The organism is Streptomyces sp. NPDC053673 (genome assembly GCF_055585225.1).
In genome coordinates, this window is the sequence record NZ_JBVJKN010000001.1 from 223877 (window position 1) to 245611 (window position 21735).

Sequence of the window (21735 nt, forward strand, 5' to 3'; positions counted from 1 at the left end):
CTTCCCACCCCGGGAAAGCGCTGCTACGTTCCCCTCGAAAGCCGGCGGACACGTCCGCCGGAGACGGCCTTCGGAAGGGCGGGGAGGGGCGCGTGAGACGTATGACGGCTCGACCCGCCAACGCGCACCAGGCGCGACTGCTGCGGCTGCTGCGCGACGGCGGGCCCAACTCCCGCGCCCAGCTGGGCGATCAGGTCGATCTCTCGCGGTCGAAGCTCGCCGTCGAGGTCGACCGGCTGCTGGAGACCGGCTTGGTCGTCGCGGACGGGCTCGCCGCCTCCCGCGGCGGCCGCCGCTCGCACAACATCCGGCTCGCCCCCAACCTGCGCTTCCTCGGCGTCGACATCGGCGCCACGTCCGTCGATGTCGCCGTCACCAACGCCGAACTGGAGGTCCTCGGCCACCTCAACCACCCGATGGACGTCCGCGAGGGCCCGGTCGCCGTCTTCGAGCAGGTCCTCGCGATGGCCGCCAAGCTCAGAACCTCCGGGCTCGCCGAAGGCTTCGACGGAGCGGGCATCGGAGTGCCCGGCCCCGTCCGCTTCCCCGAAGGCGTGCCCGTCGCACCGCCGATCATGCCCGGCTGGGACGGTTTCCCGGTCCGCGAGGCGCTCAGCCAGGAACTCGGCTGCCCCGTCATGGTCGACAACGATGTGAACCTGATGGCGACGGGGGAGCAGCACGCGGGTGTCGCACGCTCCGTCGGTGACTTCCTCTGCGTCAAGATCGGTACGGGCATCGGCTGCGGCATCGTCGTCGGCGGCGAGGTCTACCGCGGTACGACCGGCAGCGCCGGCGACATCGGCCACATCCAGGTCGAGGCCGACGGACGCGCCTGCGCCTGCGGCAACAGGGGCTGCCTGGAAGCCCACTTCAGCGGCGCCGCGCTCGCCCGCGACGCCGAGGACGCGGCCCGTACCGGACAGTCGCCGGAACTCGCCGCACGACTGGAGGCGGCCGGGAGGCTCACCGCCGCCGATGTCGCCGCGGCCGCGGCCGCCGGTGACGCCACGTCGCTCGATCTCATCCGCGAGGGAGGCAACCGCGTCGGCCAGGTCATCGCCGGACTCGTCAGCTTCTTCAACCCGGGTCTCGTCGTGATCGGCGGCGGGGTCACCGGCCTCGGACACACCCTGCTCGCCAGTGTCCGCACCCAGGTCTACCGGCAGTCGCTGCCGCTGGCCACCGGCAATCTCCCCATCGTGCTGGGCGAACTGGGCCCCACCGCCGGAGTGATCGGCGCGGCCCGGCTCATCAGCGATCACCTGTTCTCGCCTGCGTGAGGGCTTGAAGGCGGTCGTTCTTCCCCAGCGCTCCGCCTATGAGGTGCCTCCAGGGGTCCCCCAGGACGGAGTCCAGGGGGAGGTGGGGGTACCTCCCAGGCCCGAAGCGCTATGGGGGTGGGCACGCACCACCACCGGCCCGCACCGGACAGCACCACCGGAACCACGGCACCACCCGAAACGGCACGCGCAGCACCCGCACCCGCCGAGGGGATTCGTCATGGCACCAGAACCACCCGTACCACCGCTCCTCACCATGTCCGGCATCACCAAGTCCTTCCCCGGTGTTCGTGCTCTCGACGGCGTCGACCTGGACGTCCGGGCCGGCGAAGTCCACTGCCTCCTCGGCCAGAACGGCGCCGGAAAGTCGACCCTCATCAAGGTCCTCGCCGGAGCCCACCAGCCCGACGGCGGAGAGATCACCTGGCACGGCGACCCCGTCTCACTGAAGTCGCCCATCGCCGCCATGCGGCTCGGCATCGCCACCATCTACCAGGAACTCGACCTGGTGGAGGGTCTGTCGGTCGCCGAGAACGTCTTCCTCGGGCATGAACCGACCGCCGCCGGACTCGTCGTCCGCGGCCGCGAGGCCCACCGGGCCACCGCCGCGCTCCTGCGCCGCCTCGGCCACCCCGAGATCGACCCGGGCCGCGCCGTCGGTGAACTCTCCGCCGCACAGCAGCAGATCGTCTCCATGGCCCGCGCGCTGTCCCACGACGTGCGCCTCATCGTCATGGACGAGCCGTCCGCGGCCCTCGACCCGGACGAGACCGCCAATCTCTTCCGTATCGTCGCCGACCTCACCTCCGACGGCGTCGCCGTCGTCTACATCTCCCACCGGCTGGAGGAGATCCGGCGGATCGGCGACCGCGTCACCGTCCTCAAGGACGGCCGGGCCGTTGCCGGGGGGCTTCCCGCGAAGGACACCCCCACGCGCGACATCGTTGCCATGATGACCGGCCGCGACGTCGAGTACGTCTTCCCGGACCGGCCCGCGACCCCGCCCGGCGGTGAACCCGTACTGCGCGTCGAAGGACTCGCGAGAGACGACGAGTTCGCCCCGATCGACCTCGAACTGCGGCCCGGGGAGATCCTCGGCCTCGCCGGACTGGTCGGTTCCGGACGCTCGGAGATCCTGGAAACCATCTACGGCGCCCGTAAGCCCAGCGCGGGCAGGGTCACCGTCGACGGCCGCCCGCTCACCCCCGGCAGTGTGCGCTCCGCGGTCCGCGCCGGACTCGGACTCGCGCCCGAGGAACGCAAGGCCCAGGGCCTGCTGATGCTCGAATCCGTCACCCGCAATGTGTCGGTGTCCTCGCTCTCCCGCTTCTCGTGCGGCGGCTGGCTGGACCGGGGTGCCGAGCGCCGGGCCGCGCAGCAGGCCACCCGGGAGCTTTCGCTGCGACCCGACAACCCCGACGCCCGCGTCCGTACCCTCTCCGGCGGCAACCAGCAGAAAGCCGTCCTCGCCCGCTGGCTGCTGCGTGGCTGCCGCATCCTGCTGCTCGACGAGCCGACCCGCGGCGTCGACGTCGGCGCCCGCGCCGAGCTGTACGCCGTGATCCGCCGGCTCGCCGACGACGGACTCGCCGTCCTCCTCGTCTCCAGCGAGGTCCCCGAAGTGCTCGGTCTCGCCGACCGGGTGCTGGTGCTCCGCGAGGGCCACGTCGTGCACACGGCGCCCGCCGGGGAGCTGGACGAGCACCGCGTACTCGACCTTGTCATGGAAGGGAGCCCCAGCTCATGACGCAGCCTGCCTCCGAAGCCCCGCAGGCACCGCCGCCGGCGACGGTCAAGTCCACGGCCGCCAGGCGCGGTCGGCCGTCGATGGGACTGCGCGCCGACGTCCGCAACCTGTCCCTCCTCGGTGTCCTCGTCGTACTGATCGCGGTCGGCGGCATCACCAGGCCCGACACCTTCCTGGACACCTCCAACCTCCAGCTGGTGCTCACCCAGGCGTCCGTCATCGGCGTCGTCACCGTCGGCATGACCTTCGTCATCACCAGCGGCGGCATCGATCTGTCCGTCGGTGCGATCGTGGCCCTGGCCTCGGTGTGGGCGACGACGGTCGCGACCCAGGAATACGGCTTCGTCGGCATCCTCTTCACCGCGGTCGTCGTCGGTCTCGGCTGCGGACTGGTGAACGGACTGCTCATCGCCTACGGCGGCATGGTGCCGTTCATCGCGACCCTCGCCATGCTCGCCTCGGCGCGCGGGCTCGCCCTGCAGATCACCGACGGCAAGACCCAGATCGTGACCGTGCAGTCGGTCCTCGACCTCGGCGTCCCCGACGCCTACATCCTCGGCATCCCGCCGCTGGTCCTGGTCTTCGCCGCCGTGACCGTCGTCGGCTGGCTGCTGCTGAACCGTACGACGTTCGGACGCCGCACCGTCGCTGTCGGGGGCAACGCGGAAGCGGCCCGGCTCGCCGGCATCGACGTACGCCGCCAGCGGCTCCACCTCTATCTGCTCTCCGGGCTGTGCTGCGGAATCGCGGCCTTCCTGCTGATCATCCTGTCCGGCTCCGGTCAGAACACCAACGGCAATCTGTACGAACTCGACGCCATCGCCGCCGCGATCATCGGCGGCACCCTGCTCAGCGGCGGCCGCGGCACCATCGTCGGCTCCGTGCTCGGCGTGCTCGTCTTCACCACCATCACCAACATCTTCGCCCTCAACAATCTGGAGAGCGCCGTCCAGCAGATCGCCAAGGGAGCGATCATCGTGGCCGCCGTCCTGGTCCAGCGCAGCACCTTGCGCAACGGCGAGGCGTGACACAGCGCGTTTGACACAGCGCGTTGACACAGCGCGTGTGACATCGCACTGACACACCGCGTGTGACATCGCGTACGTAACACCTCTCCAACTCCCCCTCCCCGCACGCCCGATCGCACCCTGTCCCGAAAGGGGTCTGTCGCCATGCCAGAAATCCCGGCCACCAGCCGCAGAGGACTGCTCTTCGGCACCGCCGCCGTCTCCACCGGCGCTCTCCTCGCCGCCTGCACCAGCAACGAGCCCAGGAAGCAGGACACGGCCACGAACAATGTCCCGGCGGCCGACGACAAGCCCGGCAAGCCCGTCACCATCGGCTTCGCCGGACCTCAGGCCGACCACGGCTGGCTCAACGCCATCAACGAGAACGCCAAGGAGCGCGCGAAGAAGTACTCCGAGGTGACCCTGGAGATCACCGAGGGCTCGAACGACACCGCGGCCCAGATCGGCCAGATCCAGACGCTGATCAACAAGAAGGTCGATGTGCTGGTGATCCTGCCGGCCGACGGCAAGGCCCTCACCCAGGTCGGACTGCAGGCCATGAAGGCCGGTATCCCCGTGATCAACCTGGACCGGATCTTCGCGTCCCCGCAGGCATACCGCTGCTGGATCGGCGGCGACAACTACGGCATGGGCCTCAACGCCGGCCGCTACATCGGTGAGCAGCTCAAGGACAAGCCGAACGCCAAGGTCGTCGAACTCGCCGGGATGGACAACCTGGAGCTCACCAAGCAGCGCACCCAGGGCTTCGACGACGCCCTCAAGAACTACCCCAACATCAAGAAGGTCGCCCGCCAGGCGGCCGAGTTCACGGTCGAGTCCGGCCAGGCCAAGATGGCCCAGCTGCTCCAGGCGCAGAAGCAGTTCGACGCGCTCTGGAACCACGACGACGACCAGGGCGTGGGCGCCATGCGCGCCATCCAGCAGGCGGGCCGCAGCGACTTCCTGATGGTCGGCGGCGCCGGGGCCAAGTCCGCGATGGACGCCATCAAGGCCGACAACGGCGTACTGAAGGCGACCGTCCTCTACCCGCCGACCATGGCCGCCTCCGCCATCGACCTGGCCAGGGCGCTCGGCCAGGGCAAGGGCGTCAGCGGCATGTCGGAGCTGGAGATCCCCGCCTCGATCACCCTCTACTCGGCCGTCGTCACCAAGGAGAACGTCGACGAGTACCTGCCCACGGGCTTCAGCTGATCGGCCCAGGGCCTGTCTTCCGGACCAGCCCGGCACGGTCCGCAGGACAGGCCCTGGCCCGCCCCCACCGAGCAACCGACGAGGAGGAACCCGTATGGCCGGTATGGAACAGAGGGACAGTGAGGCCGCCCCGCCGACACTCGGCGTCGGCATGGTCGGATACGCGTTCATGGGCGCCGCCCACTCCCAGGGATGGCGCACCGTCGGCCGTGTCTTCGATCTGCCGGCGCGGCCGGTCCTCGCCGCGATCGCCGGCCGCGACGCGGCCGCCGTACGGGCCGCCGCGGCCAGACACGGCTGGGCGGCCGCGGAGACCGACTGGCGTGCCCTCGTCACCCGTGACGACGTGCAGCTCGTCGACGTCTGCACACCGGGTGACAGCCATGCGGAGATCGCGATCGCGGCGCTGGAGGCGGGCAAGCACGTCCTGTGCGAGAAGCCGCTGGCGAACTCGGTCGCCGAGGCCGAGGCGATGGTTGCCGCGGCCGAAGCCGCCGCCGGGCGCGGCCAGGTGGCCATGGTGGGCTTCAACTACCGCCGGGTGCCCGCGATCGCGTACGCCCGCCGGCTGATCGCGGACGGCCGGCTCGGCGCCCTCCGCCACGTACGGATCACGTACCTGCAGGACTGGCTCGTCGACCCGGACTTCCCGCTCACCTGGCGGCTGGAGCGTGAGCATGCCGGATCCGGGGCGCTCGGGGACCTCGGGGCGCATGCCGTGGACCTCGCGCAGTATCTGGCCGGGGAGCCGCTGGTGGGGGTGTCGGCGCTCACCGAGACCTTCGTCCGGGAGCGGCCGCTGCTCGCGGGGGCGTCGACGGGCCTGTCGGCGGCCGCAGCGGACGGGCGCGGGCAGGTCACCGTCGACGACGCGGCCCTGTTCACGGGGCGGCTCGCCTCCGGGGCGCTCGCCTCCTTCGAGGCGACCCGGATGGCCGCCGGCCGCAAGAACGCGCTTCGGCTGGAGATCAACGGGGAGCGCGGCTCGCTCGCCTTCGATCTGGAGCGGCTCAACGAACTTTCCTTCCACGACCACACCGAGCCCGCCTCCTCGGCGGGCTTCCGGCGGATTCTCGTCACCGAGCCGGATCACCCGTATCTGGCGGCATGGTGGCCGCCCGGCCATGCCCTCGGCTACGAGCACACTTTCACCCACCAGGCGCGCGACCTGGTGAACGCCATCGCCGACGGCACCGGCCCGACGCCGTCGTTCGCCGACGGCCTGCAGGTGCAGCGGGTGCTCGCGGCGGTGGAGGAGAGCGCGGAGAAGAACGCCGTCTACACACCCGTCCCCGTCTGAGGAGGTCCTCGCCGTGCCACGTCCCTTCACCCTCTTCACCGGCCAGTGGGCCGATCTTCCGTTGGAGGAGGTCTGCCGGCTGGCCCGCGACTTCGGCTACGACGGCCTTGAACTCGCCTGCTGGGGAGACCATTTCGAGGTCGACAAGGCCCTCGCCGACCCCTCCTACCTGGACGGGCGGCGCGCCCTGCTCGACAAGTACGGACTGAAGTGCTGGGCGGTCTCCAACCATCTCGTGGGGCAGGCCGTCTGCGACAACCCGATCGACGAGCGGCACAAGGCGATCGTGCCCGCCCGGATCTGGGGCGACGGCGAGCCGGAAGGCGTACGGCAGCGGGCGGCACGCGAACTGCAGGACACCGCACGCGCCGCGGCCGCCTTCGGCGTGCGCACCGTCATCGGCTTCACGGGTTCCTCGATCTGGCATCTCGTCGCCATGTTCCCTCCCGTGCCGGAGCGGATGATCGAGCGCGGCTACGAGGACTTCGCCGAACGGTGGAACCCGATCCTCGATGTCTTCGACGCGGAGGGCGTGCGGTTCGCCCACGAGGTCCATCCCAGCGAGATCGCATACGACTACTGGACCACGCACCGGGCGCTGGAAGCCGTCGGCCACCGTCCGGCGTTCGGGCTGAACTTCGACCCCAGCCACTTCGTCTGGCAGGACCTCGACCCGGTCGGCTTCCTCTACGACTTCCGGGACCGGATCTACCACGTCGACTGCAAGGAGGCGCGCAAGCGCCTCGACGGCCGCAACGGGCGGCTCGGCTCGCACCTTCCGTGGGGCGACCCGCGGCGCGGCTGGGACTTCGTCTCGGCCGGGCACGGTGACGTGCCCTGGGAGGACGTGTTCCGGATGCTGCGGTCGATCGGCTACGACGGCCCCGTATCGGTCGAGTGGGAGGACGCCGGGATGGACCGGCTGGCGGGTGCACCGGAAGCGCTTGCCACACTGAAGAGGTACGACTTCGATCCGCCGTCGGCCTCGTTCGACGCGGCCTTCGGAGGCAACGGCTAACCGCCTTCTCCGGCATCACCGCAGGCCGAAGCCCGGTGGTGGCAACCGCCACCGGGCCGGTCCGGCCTGCCTCGGCGCGGCTTTGTCCTGCCGCGGGAGAAAGTTCAACTTCCTTGTTGCGCAAGGGCTTTCGGGCCAGGACGAACACGGCTACGGTCCCTGAGGTGTACAGGACACAGCCCTGAACCCGACCAGCGATCCGACCAGCGATCCGACCAGCGTGAACGGCGCACGCCGGTCCCCGGACTCTCCGCGGCCACCTCGCGCGCGGAGCCGCACGGCAGCACCCGCTCGTACGACCGGCTACTTCCGGAGGACACACGTGCACAGAAAACGGCCCGGAGCAGGCAGAGTCCGTTCGGGACTCGCGCTCCTCACCGCCGGCCTTCTCGCCGCCACCTCGCTCGCCCTCGCCGCCCCCGTCGGGGCCGTGACGCCCGCGCACGACGCGCCTGCCGCCGAGCCGGCGGCCGAGGAGTTCCAGCAGGTCACGCTCGCGAAGGGCGAGCCCGAGGTCGGCGAGCCCATGTCGCTCGCCGTCCTGCCCGACCGAAGTGTGCTGCACACCTCGCGCGACGGCGAGCTGCGGATGACCGACGCCGCGGGAACGACCCGCGTCATCGGCACCGTCCCCGTCTACGCACACGACGAGGAAGGCCTCCAGGGCGTCGGTATCGACCCGAAGTTCAGCGAGAACCGGGCGATCTACCTCTACTACGCGCCCCCGCTGGACACGCCCGCCGGCGATGCCCCCAACGAGGGCACCGCCGCGGACTTCGCCAAGTACGACGGCGTCAACCGGCTCTCCCGCTTCGTCCTCAAGGCCGACGGGACCCTGGACAACGCGAGCGAGAAGAAGGTCATCGACATCCCCGCCACCCGCGGCATCTGCTGCCACGTCGGCGGAGACATCGACTTCGACGCACAGGGCAACCTGTATCTGTCGACCGGGGACGACTCCAACCCGTTCGCCTCGGACGGCTTCACGCCCATCGACGAGCGGCCCGACCGCAACCCCGCGTACGACGCCCGCCGCACCTCGGGCAACACCGACGACCTGCGCGGAAAGATCCTCCGCATCAAGGTTGCCGACGACGGCTCGTACACCGTCCCCGACGGCAACCTCTTCGCCCCGGGCACGGAGAAGACCCGCCCCGAGATCTACGCGATGGGCTTCCGCAACCCGTTCCGCTTCAGCGTCGACAAGAAGACGGGTGTGCTGTACGTCGGCGACTACGGGCCGGACGCCGGTGCGGCCGACCCCAAGCGCGGTCCGGCCGGGCAGGTCGAGTTCGCCCGGCTCACCAAGCCCGGCAACTTCGGCTGGCCCTTCTGCACCGGCAAGAACGACGCCTACGTCGACTACGACTTCGCGACGAAGGTGTCCGGAGCCACGTTCGACTGTGCGGCTCCGAAGAACGACTCACCGCACAACACCGGTCTCGTCGACCTGCCGCCCGCCCAGCCCGCCTGGATCCCGTACGACGGCGGATCCGTGCCCGAGTTCGGCACCGGCTCCGAGTCCCCGATGGGCGGGCCGGTCTACCACTACGACGCGGACCTCGACTCCCCGGTGAAGTTCCCCGAGGCGTACGACGGCGACTTCTTCGCCGGCGAGTTCGGCCGACGCTGGATCAAGCGCATCGAGCACGGCGCCGACGGTGCCGTCCAGTCCATCAACCCCGTCCCCTGGACCGGGACACAGATCATGGACATGTCGTTCGGTCCCGACGGGGCGCTGTACGTCCTCGACTACGGCACCGCCTGGTTCGGCGGCAACGAGCACTCCGCGCTCTACCGCATCGAGAACGCCACCGACGGTCACTCCCCGGTCGCCGAGGCAGCCGCGAACAAGACGTCCGGGAAGGCCCCGCTGAGGGTCGCCTTCTCCTCGGCCGGCACGACCGACGCCGACGGGGACGCGCTCACCTACAGCTGGAACTTCGGCGACGGCGGCACCTCCACGGCCGCCAACCCGACGTACACGTACCGCAAGAACGGCACCTACACGGCGACGGTGACCGCGAAGGACGCGACCGGGCGCACCGGCTCCGCCAGCGTCCAGGTCGTCGTCGGCAACACCGCGCCCAAGGTGACCCTGCAACTGCCGGCCGAGGGTGCGCTGTTCAGCTTCGGCGACGAGATTCCGTTCAAGGTGACCGTCACGGACCCCGAGGACAGCGCGGCCGGCACGATCGACTGCGCCAAGGTGAAGGTGACGTACGTCCTAGGCCATGACAGCCACGGCCACCCCGAGACGTCGGCGAACGGCTGCACCGGGACCATCAAGACGTCCGCCGACGGCGGCCACGACCCGAACGCGAACATCTTCGGAGTCTTCGACGCCGAGTACACGGACGGCGGAGGCGGCGGCCAGGCCGCCCTCACCGGCCACGACCAGGCGCAGCTGCAGCCGCGCCACCGGCAGGCCGAGCACTTCACCGGCCAGTCCGGAGTGAGTGTCATCAACAAGGCGCCCGCCAACGGAGGCAAGACCGTGGGCGACATCGACGACGGAGACTGGATCTCCTTCAAGCCGTACAACCTGACCGGATCCACCAAGCTCACCGCCCGTGTCTCCTCAGGCGGCGCCGGCGGCTTCCTCGAAGTGCGCACGGGTTCGGCGACCGGCACCCTGCTCGGCTCGGCGCCGGTGCCGGTGACCGGCGGCTGGGAGACCTTCCAGGACATCGACGTGCCGCTGCGTGGCGTGCCGAAGGCGACCACGGAGCTCTTCCTGGTCTTCAAGGGCGGGGCGGGAGCGCTCTACGACCTCGACGACTTCGAGATCTCCGACACGCCCGTCGACCGGACCGCCAAGCGGGTCCTCGTCTTCTCCAGGACGGCCGGGTTCCGCCACGACTCCATCCCGACCGCTGTCGCGGCGCTGAAGGAGCTCGGGCAGTCCAGCAACATCACGGTCGACGCCACGGAGGAGGCCGCTCAGTTCACGACGAACAACCTCGCCCGGTACGACGCCGTGGTGTTCCTGTCGACCACCGGTGATGTGCTGGGCGCCGAACAGCAGAAGGCGTTCGAGAACTACGTCGCCACCGGCGGCGGCTACATGGGTGTGCACGCGGCCGCCGACACCGAGTACGACTGGGAGTTCTACGGCGGACTCGTCGGCGCGTACTTCCACTCGCACCCGCAGATCCAGAAGGCGACGGTACGGGTCGAGGACCACGACCACCCGGCGACCTCCCACCTCGACGAGGCGTGGGAACGCACCGACGAGTGGTACAACTACCGCACCAACCCGCGCGGTCAGGCCCGCGTCCTCGCCACCCTCGACGAGACCACCTATCAGGGCGGCACCATGAAGGGCGACCACCCGATCGCCTGGTGCCAGACCTATCAGGGCGGCCGCGCCTTCTACACCGGCGGCGGACACACCAAGGAGTCCTACGCCGAACCGGCCTTCCGGCAGCATCTGCTGGGCGGACTGCGCTACGCCGCCGGGCAGGTCAACGCCGACTGCAAGCCGCAGACCGGCTACCGGGACCTGTTCAACGGCCACACGCTGGAGGGCTGGAAGCAGGCCGGGCCCGGGAAGTTCGACGTCGTGGACGGTGAGCTCCGGTCCGAGGGCGGCATGGGCATGCTCTGGTACCAGGCCAAGGAGCTGAAGTCCTACTCGCTCAAGCTCGACTGGAAGATGGCGGGCGACGACAACTCCGGTGTCTTCGTGGGCTTCCCGGCCTCCGACGACCCCTGGTCCGCGGTGAACAACGGCTACGAGGTGCAGATCGACGCCACCGACGCCCCCGACCGCACCACCGGCGCCGTCTACGGCTTCAAGTCGGCGGACCTCCAGGCCCGCGACCGGGTGCTGCGGCCGCCCGGCCAGTGGAACAGCTACGAGATCAAGGTCCAGGGTGAGCGGCTCCAGGTCTTCCTCAACGGTGTGAAGATCAACGACTTCACCAACACCGACCCGGCCCGCAGCCTGAAGGACGGCTACATCGGCATCCAGAACCACGGGGCCGACGACCAGGTGTCCTTCCGGAACATCCAGCTCAAGGAGCTGCCCTCCTCCTCGTAGGGCAGCCCCTGCCGGACTCCACAAGCCGGCGGCGGGCGGGGAGACGCCGTACCCCCGCCCGCCGTCCCACCACAGGAAGAGCAGGGAGGCAGCCGTGCCGAACAGGAACGAATCGGTGTCGCGCACCGGGGTCTGGCTGGTCGGAGCACGAGGCTCCGTCGCCACCACCGCGGTCGCCGGATGCGCGGCGGTCACCGCCGGGCTGAACCCGGCGACGGGCATGGTGACGGAAACCGCTCCCTTCGCCGGATCCGGGCTGCCGCCGCTGTCCTCCCTGGTCTTCGGTGGTCACGACACGGCCGGCTGCCCCCTGCCCAAGCGGGCCGAGGTGCTGGCCGCGGGTGGTGTCCTGCCACACGATCTGCCGTCGGCGGTCCACGGCGAACTGGCCGCCGCGAACGAGGAGATCCGGGCGGGCGGCCCGCTGCCGGGCGACTCGCGCGGCGACGCCGAGCTGATCGCGGCCTTCACCACCGACATCGTTGCCTTCCGCGAGCGCCACGCACTCGCCCGGGTCGTCGTGGTGAACGTCGCCTCGACGGAGCCCGCGCCGGCTCAGGAATCCGAACGACTCCCCGCAAGCTCCCTCTACGCGGCGGCGGCGATCCGGGCGGGCTGCCCGTACGTCAACTTCACCCCCTCCACCGGGCTGCGCACCGCGGCTCTCGAGGACGCCGCCCGTGCCGGCGGACTTCCCCACGCCGGCCGGGACGGCAAGACCGGCCAGACGCTGCTCCGTTCCGTGCTCGCCCCCATGTTCGTACAGCGAGCCCTGTCCGTCCGGGCCTGGTCCGGCACCAATCTCCTGGGCGGCGGGGACGGGGCTGCGCTGGCCGACCCCGCAGCGGCCGCCGCGAAGAACGCCGGGAAGGAACGTGTGCTCACCGACACGCTCGGCGCCGCCCCCGAAGGCGAAGTCCACATCGACGACGTACCGGCCCTCGGCGACTGGAAGACCGCCTGGGACCATGTCGCCTTCGACGGCTTCCTCGGCTCGCGGATGGTCCTCCAGACCATCTGGCAGGGCTGCGACTCGGCTCTCGCGGCGCCACTGGTGCTCGACCTGGCACGACTGGTGGCCCGCGCCCATGAGGCCGGCCTGTCCGGCCCGCTCCCCGAACTCGCCTTCTACTTCAAGGACCCGGACGCAGGCGCTCCGGCGGCACTGTCCGACCAGTACGCCGCGCTGCTGGCCTTCGCGGCGCGGCTGGGGGAGTCCCGGTGACGGGGCGCCGTCGACGGAGCGCCGCCCTCGGCGCACTGGGCGCCCTGGCTCTTCTGGGCCTCCTGCGCGGGGCAGCGGCAGGCCTGTCACCGGCACACCCGGACCCCACACCTCGGCGCGGGGCGCGAAGCACCGCGCCGCGACGTGCGCAGGCGCACGGTGAGCCCACATCCGCGGAAACAGGCATCGACCACGGGCGTACGGAGCGGACGGGCACCGTACCGGGGCCCGCGGAAGCACCGGCCGCGGCGCCGATGCCGATGCCGACGCCGGGGACCGCGACGGCCGACGGCGACCCGGGCACGGCACGGGGGGCTGTGCCCGGGGCCATGGCCGGGTGTGCGGCCGCGCCGACCGGAGGTCCGACGGCGGTGGAGCCGCCGGGAGCGGTGGGGCCATGTGCTGCCGAGGAGTGTCTCCCGCGGCTCAAGGCGTGGGCCGAACTGCTGCGCGTCTCCGCCCTGTTCACCGTCCCCGGTGACGCCCTCGCGGGCGCGGCCTCCGTCGGCCTGCGCGCCAACCGGGGCACCGCCCTCGCCATCGGCTCCTCCCTGTGCCTCTATGAGGCGGGCATGGCGCTCAACGACTGGGCCGACCGTGACGAGGACGCCGTCGACCGCCCGCACCGGCCGATCCCCTCGGGCCGGATCAGCCCGGCCGCGGCCCTGGCCGCTGGGGGTGCCCTCACGGCGGCGGGGCTTGCCCTCGCCGCGCGGGCCGGCCGTCCGGCACTGCTCGTGGCATCGGCCCTGACCGCGACCGTCTGGTCGTACGACCTGCGCCTCAAGCACACCACGGCGGGCCCGGCCGCCATGGCATCGGCCCGCGCCCTGGACCTCCTGCTCGGTGCCACGGCAACTCACGCCACCGGCCTGGCCCGCGCGCTCCCGCACGCGGGTCTCCTGGGTGCCCACACCTACGCGATCACCTCCGTCTCCCGCCACGAAGTCCAGGGCGGTTCCACCAAGGCGCCCCTCGCGGCCCTGGCGACGGCCCTGACGCTCGCCACCCTGACGGCCCGCGTCCGTACGCCCGGGCGGCCCGCGCCGCGAAGCGCGCACGGCGGGATGCTGCCCCCGCACATTCCCGGCGGGACGCCGCTGCCCCCGCGCACCGGGGAGCAGCGCCTGCCCCGTCGGCCGACCCCCTTGCAGGGGCCCGGTGGTTCGCCCCCGATTGCGGAACTCCTCGCCGCACTCGCCACCACCAGCTACGCCCGCACCACCGTCACCCCCTTCCTCCACGCCGCTCTCAACCCGTCCCCACCCCTCACCCAGCGCGCCGTCGGCGCCGGTATCCGCGCCATGATCCCGTTGCAGGCCGCCCTCGCCGCCCGCGCCGGGGCCGCCGGCACCGGGCTGGCAGTTCTCGCGCTCATCCCCGTCGCCCGACGCCTCGCCCGGAAGGTGAGCCCCACATGAGCCTGCGCCTCGGCTACGGAACCAACGGCCTCACCGACCTCCGCCTCGACGACGCCCTCGCGCTCCTCGCCGACCTCGGCTACGACGGCGTCGGCCTCACCCTCGACCACATGCACCTCGACCCCCTCGCCCCCGACCTCGCCTCCCGCACCCGCCGCCTCGCGGGCCGCCTCGCCGACCTCGGACTGGAGGTCACCGTCGAGACCGGCGCCCGCTACGTCCTCGACCCGCGCCGCAAGCACGGCCCGTCCCTCCTCGACCCCGATCCCGACGGCCGCGCCGCCCGTACCGGACTCCTCGTCCGTGCCGTTCAGGTCGCCGCGGACGTCGGCGCGCACGCCGTGCACTGCTTCAGCGGCATCACCCCCGACGGCACCGGCGCCACCACCGCCTGGCACCGCCTGGAAGCCGCCCTCACTCCCGTCCTGGACGCCGCCGCCACTGCCCGCGTCCCGCTCGCCGTCGAACCGGAACCCGGCCACCTCCTTGCCACCCTCGACGACTTCCACCACCTCCGCACCCGCCTCGGCGACCCCGAACCCCTGGGCCTCACCCTCGACATCGGCCACTGCCAGTGCCTGGAACCGGCATCCCCCGCCGACTGCGTCAAGCAGGCCGCCCCCTGGCTGCGGCACGTCCAGATCGAGGACATGCGCCGCGGAGTCCATGAACACCTCCCGTTCGGCGACGGCGAGATCGACTTCCCGCCCGTCCTCGACGCCCTGGCCGCCACCGGCTACCAGGGCCTGACCGTCGTCGAACTGCCCCGCCACTCCCACGCGGGGCCAGAACTCGCCCGCGCCTCCATCGAGTTCCTCCGCCCGAACGCCCCGGCCCCGGCTCCGGCCCCCACGAACGGAGCACCGGCATGGCGATCCTGACCCGCGAGGAACTCGACACCCGGCTCGGTGGCGCCGCCCGGGCCTGGCTGCACGAAGCCCTCGCCGAAGCCGCCCACACCGCCGCCGCACCCGCCGACGCCACCACCCCCTACGCCGTCCCCGCCTGGGAACTCCGCTTCGCCTCCGCCGGCCGCCACTGCGGCCAGGGCCACTCCGACTCCGTACGCACCCTCCTCCTCCGGGAAGCCCGCGCCGACGCGGCCACCCTCACCCGCCTCTACCAGCAGGGCACCGCCGCCGAACGCCGCGCCGTGCTCCTCGCCCTGCCGCAGCTCGCGCCCGACCCCGCCGCCGGTGTCCCCCTCGTCGAGGACGCCCTGCGCACCAACGACACCCGGCTCGTCGCCGCCGCCGTCGGCCCCTACGCCGCTGAACACCTCGACCCGCACTCCTGGCGCCACGCCCTCCTGAAGTGTCTGTTCACCGGAGTGCCCGTGGACGCCGCCGACGGTCTCGAACGCCGTGCCCGGGGCGACGCGGAACTTGCCCGGATGCTCGGTGACTACGCCGCCGAACGCACCGCCGCAGGCCGCCCCGTACCCGCCGACCTCCACCGCGTCCTCGCCCTGACGTCCCCCACGGAGGAGTCCTGATGCGTATCTTCGACCCGCACATCCACATGACCTCCCGTACCACGGACGACTACCAGGCGATGTACGCCGCAGGCGTCCGTGCCCTCGTCGAACCGTCCTTCTGGCTCGGTCAGCCCCGCACCTCACCTGCCTCGTTCTTCGACTACTTCGACTCCCTCCTCGGCTGGGAACCGTTCCGCGCCGCCCAGTACGGCATCGCCCACCACTGCACCATCGCCCTCAACCCGAAGGAGGCCAACGACCCCCGCTGCACCCCCGTCCTCGACGCACTGCCCCGCTACCTCGTCAAGGACAACGTCGTCGCCGTCGGCGAGATCGGCTACGACTCGATGACCCCCGCCGAGGACACCGCCCTCGCCGCCCAGCTCCAGCTCGCCGCCGACCACGGACTGCCCGCCCTCGTCCACACCCCGCACCGTGACAAGCCGGCCGGCCTGCGCCGCACCATCGACGTCGTCCGCGAATCCGCACTCGCTCCCGAGCGTGTGCTGCTCGACCACCTCAACGAGACGACGGTGAAGGACGCCGCCGACGCAGGCTGCTGGCTCGGGTTCTCCATCTACCCCGACACCAAGATGGACGAGGACCGGATGGTCACCATCCTCAAGGCCCAAGGGCTTGAACGCGTCCTGGTCAACTCGGCCGCCGACTGGGGCAAGAGCGACCCGCTGAAGACCCGCAAGGTCGCCGACGCCATGCTCGCCGCCGGATTCACCGACGACGACGTCGACCAGGTGCTCTGGCGCAACCCCGTCGCCTTCTACGGCCAGAGCGGCCGCCTCCAGCTCGACGTCCCGGCCGCCGAGGCCCTGCACGAGGGCAACTCCATCCTCCGCGGCGGGGAATGAGGAGGCGAGACGCATGCGCTTCCGCCACCCCGACGGCGCCACCGTCCACCTCTCCTACTGCACCAACGTCCACCCGGCCGAGACCCTCGACGGCGTCATCGCCCAGCTCCGCGACCACTGCGAGCCCGTCCGCAAACGCCTCGGGCGGGACCGCCTCGGGATCGGTCTCTGGCTCGCCAAGGACGCCGCCCGGGCACTGATCACCGACCCGGCGGCACTGCGCGGACTGCGCGCCGAACTCGACCGGCGCGGGCTGGAGGTCGTCACCCTCAACGGATTCCCGTATGAGGGATTCGGTGCCGACGAGGTCAAGTACCGCGTCTACCGGCCCGACTGGACCGAACCGGAACGGCTCACCCACACCGGGGACCTGGCCCGCCTCCTTGCCGCACTGCTGCCCGACGACGTCGGCGAAGGGTCCATCTCCACCCTGCCGCTGGCATGGCGCACCCGCTTCGACGGCCACGCCGCAACCACCGCCCGCACCGCACTGAGCACGCTCGCCGAACGCCTCGACGCGCTCGAAGAACTCACCGGCAAATCCATCCGGATCGCCCTCGAACCCGAACCGGGCTGCACCGTCGAAACCACCGCCGACGCGATCCGCCCCCTCAGCGCCATATCGAGCAGGCGCATCGGCATCTGTGTCGACACCTGCCATCTCGCCACCTCCTTCGAAGAACCCGGTCCCGCCCTCGACGCCCTCACCGGCGCCGGCATCACCATCCCCAAGGCGCAGCTCTCCGCCGCGCTGCACGCCGAACACCCCCACCTCCCCGACGTACGCGACGCCCTCGCGGCCTTCGCCGAACCCCGCTTCCTCCACCAGACCCGCACCCGCACCGCAGCAGGACTGCGCGGCACCGACGACCTCCACGAGGCCCTGGCCGCCGACACCCTCCCCGACGGTGCCCCCTGGCGCGCCCACTTCCACGTCCCCCTGCACGCACCGCCCGCCCCTCCGCTCACCTCCACCCTTCCCGTACTCCAGGACACCCTGGCCCGCCTCGTCGCAGGCCCCGCTCCGCTCACCCGGCACCTCGAGGTCGAGACGTACACCTGGCAGGCACTGCCTGCCGAGCTGCGCCCCCGCAGCCGCACTCAGCTCACCGACGGAATCGCCGCCGAACTCACCCTCGCCCGCGACCTGCTCACCGACCTCGGCCTCAAGGAACTCCCATGAGCGACATCACCCCGGGCGACTCCACGGGACCCACCCCCCTCCTCGTCCTGGACGTCGTCGGCCTCACCCCCCGGCTCCTGAACCACATGCCCCACCTGAAACGGCTCGCCACGACCGGCTCCCAGGCCCCCCTCGGCACCGTGCTGCCCGCCGTCACCTGCGCCGCCCAGTCCACCTTCCTTACAGGCACCCTCCCTTCCGAGCACGGCATCGTCGGCAACGGCTGGTATTTCCGCGAACTCGGCGACGTCCTGCTGTGGCGGCAGCACAACGGCCTCGTCGGCGGCGACAAACTCTGGGACGCCGCCCGCCGCGCCCACCCCGGCTACACCGTCGCCAACATCTGCTGGTGGTACGCCATGGGAGCCGACACCGACATCACCGTCACCCCCCGCCCCGTCTACTACGCCGACGGCCGCAAGGAACCCGACTGCTACACCCGGCCGCCGGCCCTCCATGACGAACTCACCGAGAAACTGGGCACCTTCCCCCTCTTCCACTTCTGGGGACCCCGCGCCGACATCGTCTCCAGCCGCTGGATCATCGACGCCACCCGCCACATCCTCCGTACCCGCAACCCCGACCTCGCGCTGTGCTACCTCCCGCACCTCGACTACGACCTCCAGCGGTTCGGCCCCGACGACCCCCGCTCCCTCCAGGCGGCCGCCGACCTCGACACGGCCATGGCCCCCCTTCTCGACGACGCGCGAGCCGAGGGCCGGACCGTCGTCGCCCTCTCCGAGTACGGCATCACCCGTGTCACACGGCATGTCGACATCAACCGCGAACTGCGCCGCGCCGGGCTCCTCGAAGTGCACACGCAGGACGGCATGGAGTACCTCGACGCGATGGCGTCCCGGGCCTTCGCCGTCGCCGACCACCAGCTCGCCCACGTCTACGTACGCCGGCCCGAGGATCTCGATGCCACCCGGGAAGTCCTCGACGGACTTCCGGGTATCGCCGAACTCCTCGACGACGAAGGCAAGAAGAGCCAAGGCCTCGACCATCCGCGCTCCGGCGAACTCGTCGCCGTCGCCGATCCCGACGCCTGGTTCACGTACTACTACTGGCTCGACGACGACAAGGCACCCGACTTCGCCCAGCTCGTCGAGATCCACCGCAAGCCCGGCTACGACCCCGTCGAGCTGTTCATGGACCCCCAGGACCCGTACGTCCGCGTCAAAGCCGCCACGGCCCTCGCCCGCAAGAAGCTCGGCATGCGTTACCGCATGGCCGTCGTACCACTCGACCCCTCACCTATTCGCGGCAGCCATGGCCGCCTCCCCACGAGCGATGACACCGACAACGGGCCGCTCATTCTGTGCTCCACCCCCCGCGCCGTAACAGGCCGCGTCGCGGCCACCGATGTGAAGTCCCTGTTGCTTCAACTCGCTGGACTCCACTGAACCAGACGCCACTGACAACGAGGAGTTATCCACAATGAGCCGCTCGAGCAGGACCCCAGACCCCGAGCTCAGTCACAAGCTCAGCAGACGCGGCATGCTCGGTGTCGCCGCCGGAGCCACCGCAGCCGCCCTCCTCGGCACGGCGGCCGCCCCGGCCACCGCCGCCCCCGGAATCGGCCGGGGCCGCCCCGTACTGCCCCCGGGACGGCTCGGTATCCAGCTCTACTCGCTCCGCGACAAGGTCTCCACGCTCGGCTTCGCCGCCGTTTTCGCCGAACTCGAGAAGTACGGCTACGACGAGGTCGAGTACGCCGGCTACACCCAGGGCTCCGCAGGTCCCATCACCCTCGCCGAGCTCCGCAGGCTCACCCGCGACCACGGGCTGCGCGCCATCGGCAGCCACGTCGGCTACTACTCGTCCGACCCGAACGCCTACACCTTTGCCCAGAACCTCGACAAGGTCCTCGACGACGCCCAGGCGCTCGGCCTCAAGCACATCGGCACCGCCTCCGGCCCCTGGCGCTACGGCGCCACCGTCGACGGCTGGAAGCGCTGCGCCGAGGAGTTCAACGAGTACGGCGCCGCCGCCAAGGCCCGCGGCATGAAGTTCTACCAGCACAACCATGCCGAGGAGTTCTCCTTCGCCACCGACAGGCCGGACGTGCGCCTCTACGACGTGCTCCTCGCCGAAACCGACCCCGACCTCGTCTACCTCGAGATGGACATCTACTGGGCGTACGCGGGACAGTTCCGTTTCTCCAAGCGTGCCGACGGCACGCCCGCCCCGTTCGACCCGCTGCGCTATGTGCTCAGGCAGCCCGACCGCTATCCGCTGTTCCACGTCAAGGACGGCGTACGCGACGACGCCGCTCGCGACGGCTACCGCATGGTGGACGTCGGGGACGGAGACATCGACTACCAGAGGTTCATCTCAGCCGTGACCCGCACCCGTGGCGGCCGCCTCGTCCACCACTGGCAGGCCGAACACGACAACCCCGTCGAGTCGTTCACGTTCGCCCGCAGGTCGAGCGAGCACCTCCACTCGCTGCGGGAAGAGGACTGCTGAGCCACCGCACCGCACGCCGGTGACCCCGCCCGTCGGCGAACTGCCGCCGACGGGCGGTCGCGTGGTTCGCGAACCGTCTCCGACTCTTCCCTCTACTCACCAGTAGAGGGAATGTTGCATTCCGTACATCATTGGACGCGAGCATGCCAAGGCCTTTCGTTCGTACGTGAAACGAGCGGCTCTCCCCGACCACCCTCGACTCTGGAGAACCCCCCATGCATGCACGCAGATGGAGGACCGCAACGGCGGCGGTGCTCGCCGCCACGGCCCTTGCGACGGCCACCCCGGCGGCATCGGCCGCGACCCCGGCGACGGCGGTGAACCAGCCCCGTGCGGCGGTCGCCGCCGCACAGGCGGCCGGCGTCGACTACGCGACCTGGCAGCGTGATGTGGCAGCCGTCGTCGCCGTCGCCCGCCCGTACATCGAGCAGCGGACCGCGCAGCCCTCCGGCGAGAAGCAGGCGATCGTCCTCGACATCGACAACACCTCGCTCGAGACCGACTTCCACCCCTTCTGGGAGCTGCCGACCCCCGCGGTCGGGCAGGTCCGCGACCTCGTCCGCTTCGCCGACTCCCGCGGCGTCGCGATCTTCTTCGTCACGGCCCGCCCCGGCATCATCTACTGGCTCACCGACTGGAACCTGAAGAAGGCCGGCTACCCGGTCGACGGTCTGTACGTGCGGGATCTGCCCGACCTGTTCGATGAGGTCAGCGCCTACAAGACCGGGAAGCGCGCGGAGATCGAGGCCAAGGGCTACAAGATCATCGCCAATATCGGCAACAGGGCCACCGACCTGGTGGGCGGTCACGCGGAGCGGACGTTCAAGCTGCCCGACTACGACGGTCAGCTGTCCTGAAAGGCCGGGTGGCCGCGGAGACCGGATCCCCGGTCCCGCGGCCACCCGCCGGCCGCCTCGTCGGCCAACCGCCCCCTCCCGGATCACCGATCAGCCGAAGTCCCGGCTATCGCGCCCACACCGGGCCGGACCGGGCTCGTCTCCAAGTCCGGCACGCTCACGTACCAGCTCATGCACGAGCTGCGGGACATCGGATTCTCGTCGGCGGTCGGCATCGGCGGCGACCCGGTCATCGGCACGGCGCACATCGGCTGCCTCGCCGCGTTCGAGGCAGACCCGACACCGAACTCATCGTGCTGATCGGTGAGATCGGGGGAGACGCGGAGGAACGGGCGGCGGCCTACGTCGGAGAGCGCGTCTCGAAACCTGTCATCGCCTACATCGCCGGTTTCACGGCACCCGAAGGCAAGACCATGGGGCACGCCGGCGCCATCGTGTCCGGCTCCAGCGGCACCGCCCAGGCCAAGAAGGCCGCACTGGAAGCCGCCGGGTCAAGGTCGGCTCCACGCCGAGCGAGACAGCGCGTCTGGTCCGCGACCGCCTTTTCACGACCGGCTGACACTGCGTGACGTCACCCACACTTGAGCGCGCGTCGGTGACGTCCGCCTGCCGTGGCTCACTA

General features: G+C 71.0%; 16 protein-coding genes and 1 pseudogene. All 17 read left to right on the top strand.

What is annotated here, in order from left to right:
* Window positions 1–101 precede the first annotated feature (101 nt).
* On the top strand, window positions 102–1283 hold the full coding sequence (locus ACZ6ZQ_RS01070) for an ROK family transcriptional regulator (protein ID WP_469766433.1): 1182 nt from the start codon (window positions 102–104) through the stop codon (window positions 1281–1283).
* A 220-nt stretch (window positions 1284–1503) separates the two neighbouring features.
* Window positions 1504–3030 carry a sugar ABC transporter ATP-binding protein gene (locus ACZ6ZQ_RS01075; protein WP_469766434.1) on the top strand — a complete coding sequence of 509 codons (1527 nt, stop codon included), beginning with the start codon at window positions 1504–1506 and terminating at the stop codon, window positions 3028–3030.
* Window positions 3027–4058, top strand: a complete 1032-nt coding sequence (locus ACZ6ZQ_RS01080; RefSeq protein ID WP_469766435.1) for an ABC transporter permease — start codon at window positions 3027–3029, stop codon at window positions 4056–4058. Before ACZ6ZQ_RS01075 ends, ACZ6ZQ_RS01080 begins: the two co-directional genes overlap by 4 nt.
* 144 nt (window positions 4059–4202) lie before the next feature.
* Window positions 4203–5249, top strand: a complete 1047-nt coding sequence (locus tag ACZ6ZQ_RS01085; protein WP_469766436.1) for a substrate-binding domain-containing protein — start codon at window positions 4203–4205, stop codon at window positions 5247–5249.
* Between the two features lie 103 nt (window positions 5250–5352).
* Window positions 5353–6549, top strand: a complete 1197-nt coding sequence (locus ACZ6ZQ_RS01090; protein ID WP_469766801.1) for a Gfo/Idh/MocA family protein — start codon at window positions 5353–5355, stop codon at window positions 6547–6549.
* Between the two features lie 13 nt (window positions 6550–6562).
* Entirely contained in the window at window positions 6563–7567 is a 1005-nt protein-coding gene (locus tag ACZ6ZQ_RS01095; protein ID WP_469766437.1) for a sugar phosphate isomerase/epimerase family protein, read from the top strand.
* Window positions 7568–7889: 322 nt separating this feature from the next.
* Window positions 7890–11612, top strand: a complete 3723-nt coding sequence (locus ACZ6ZQ_RS01100; protein WP_469766438.1) for a ThuA domain-containing protein — start codon at window positions 7890–7892, stop codon at window positions 11610–11612.
* A gap of 94 nt (window positions 11613–11706) precedes the next feature.
* Window positions 11707–12837: an inositol-3-phosphate synthase gene (locus ACZ6ZQ_RS01105; RefSeq protein ID WP_469766439.1), complete on the top strand. Its 1131-nt coding sequence runs from the start codon at window positions 11707–11709 to the stop codon at window positions 12835–12837.
* 254 nt (window positions 12838–13091) lie between these two features.
* Entirely contained in the window at window positions 13092–14258 is a 1167-nt protein-coding gene (locus ACZ6ZQ_RS01110) for an SCO3242 family prenyltransferase (RefSeq protein WP_469766440.1), read from the top strand.
* Window positions 14255–15139, top strand: coding sequence for a sugar phosphate isomerase/epimerase family protein (locus tag ACZ6ZQ_RS01115; protein ID WP_469766441.1), 885 nt, complete (start codon window positions 14255–14257; stop codon window positions 15137–15139). Before ACZ6ZQ_RS01110 ends, ACZ6ZQ_RS01115 begins: the two co-directional genes overlap by 4 nt.
* Window positions 15127–15753, top strand: a complete 627-nt coding sequence (locus ACZ6ZQ_RS01120) for an EboA domain-containing protein (protein WP_469766442.1) — start codon at window positions 15127–15129, stop codon at window positions 15751–15753. The genes ACZ6ZQ_RS01115 and ACZ6ZQ_RS01120 overlap by 13 nt, the downstream gene beginning before the upstream one ends.
* Window positions 15753–16601 (top strand): TatD family hydrolase, encoded by an 849-nt coding sequence (locus ACZ6ZQ_RS01125; RefSeq protein WP_469766443.1) that lies wholly within the window; start codon window positions 15753–15755, stop codon window positions 16599–16601. The genes ACZ6ZQ_RS01120 and ACZ6ZQ_RS01125 overlap by 1 nt, the downstream gene beginning before the upstream one ends.
* A 13-nt stretch (window positions 16602–16614) precedes the next feature.
* Entirely contained in the window at window positions 16615–17784 is a 1170-nt protein-coding gene (eboE, locus tag ACZ6ZQ_RS01130) for a metabolite traffic protein EboE (protein ID WP_469766444.1), read from the top strand.
* Window positions 17781–19190 carry a nucleotide pyrophosphatase/phosphodiesterase family protein gene (locus tag ACZ6ZQ_RS01135; RefSeq protein ID WP_469766445.1) on the top strand — a complete coding sequence of 470 codons (1410 nt, stop codon included), beginning with the start codon at window positions 17781–17783 and terminating at the stop codon, window positions 19188–19190. Before eboE ends, ACZ6ZQ_RS01135 begins: the two co-directional genes overlap by 4 nt.
* A 34-nt stretch (window positions 19191–19224) precedes the next feature.
* A complete protein-coding gene (locus ACZ6ZQ_RS01140) occupies window positions 19225–20256 on the top strand; it encodes a sugar phosphate isomerase/epimerase family protein (protein ID WP_469766446.1) in 1032 nt (343 codons plus the stop codon).
* A 215-nt stretch (window positions 20257–20471) separates the two neighbouring features.
* Window positions 20472–21113, top strand: coding sequence for an HAD family acid phosphatase (locus ACZ6ZQ_RS01145; protein WP_469766447.1), 642 nt, complete (start codon window positions 20472–20474; stop codon window positions 21111–21113).
* 117 nt (window positions 21114–21230) lie between these two features.
* A pseudogene (locus ACZ6ZQ_RS01150) lies at window positions 21231–21672 on the top strand (succinate--CoA ligase subunit alpha); the annotation flags it as partial.
* Window positions 21673–21735: the final 63 nt, after the last annotated feature.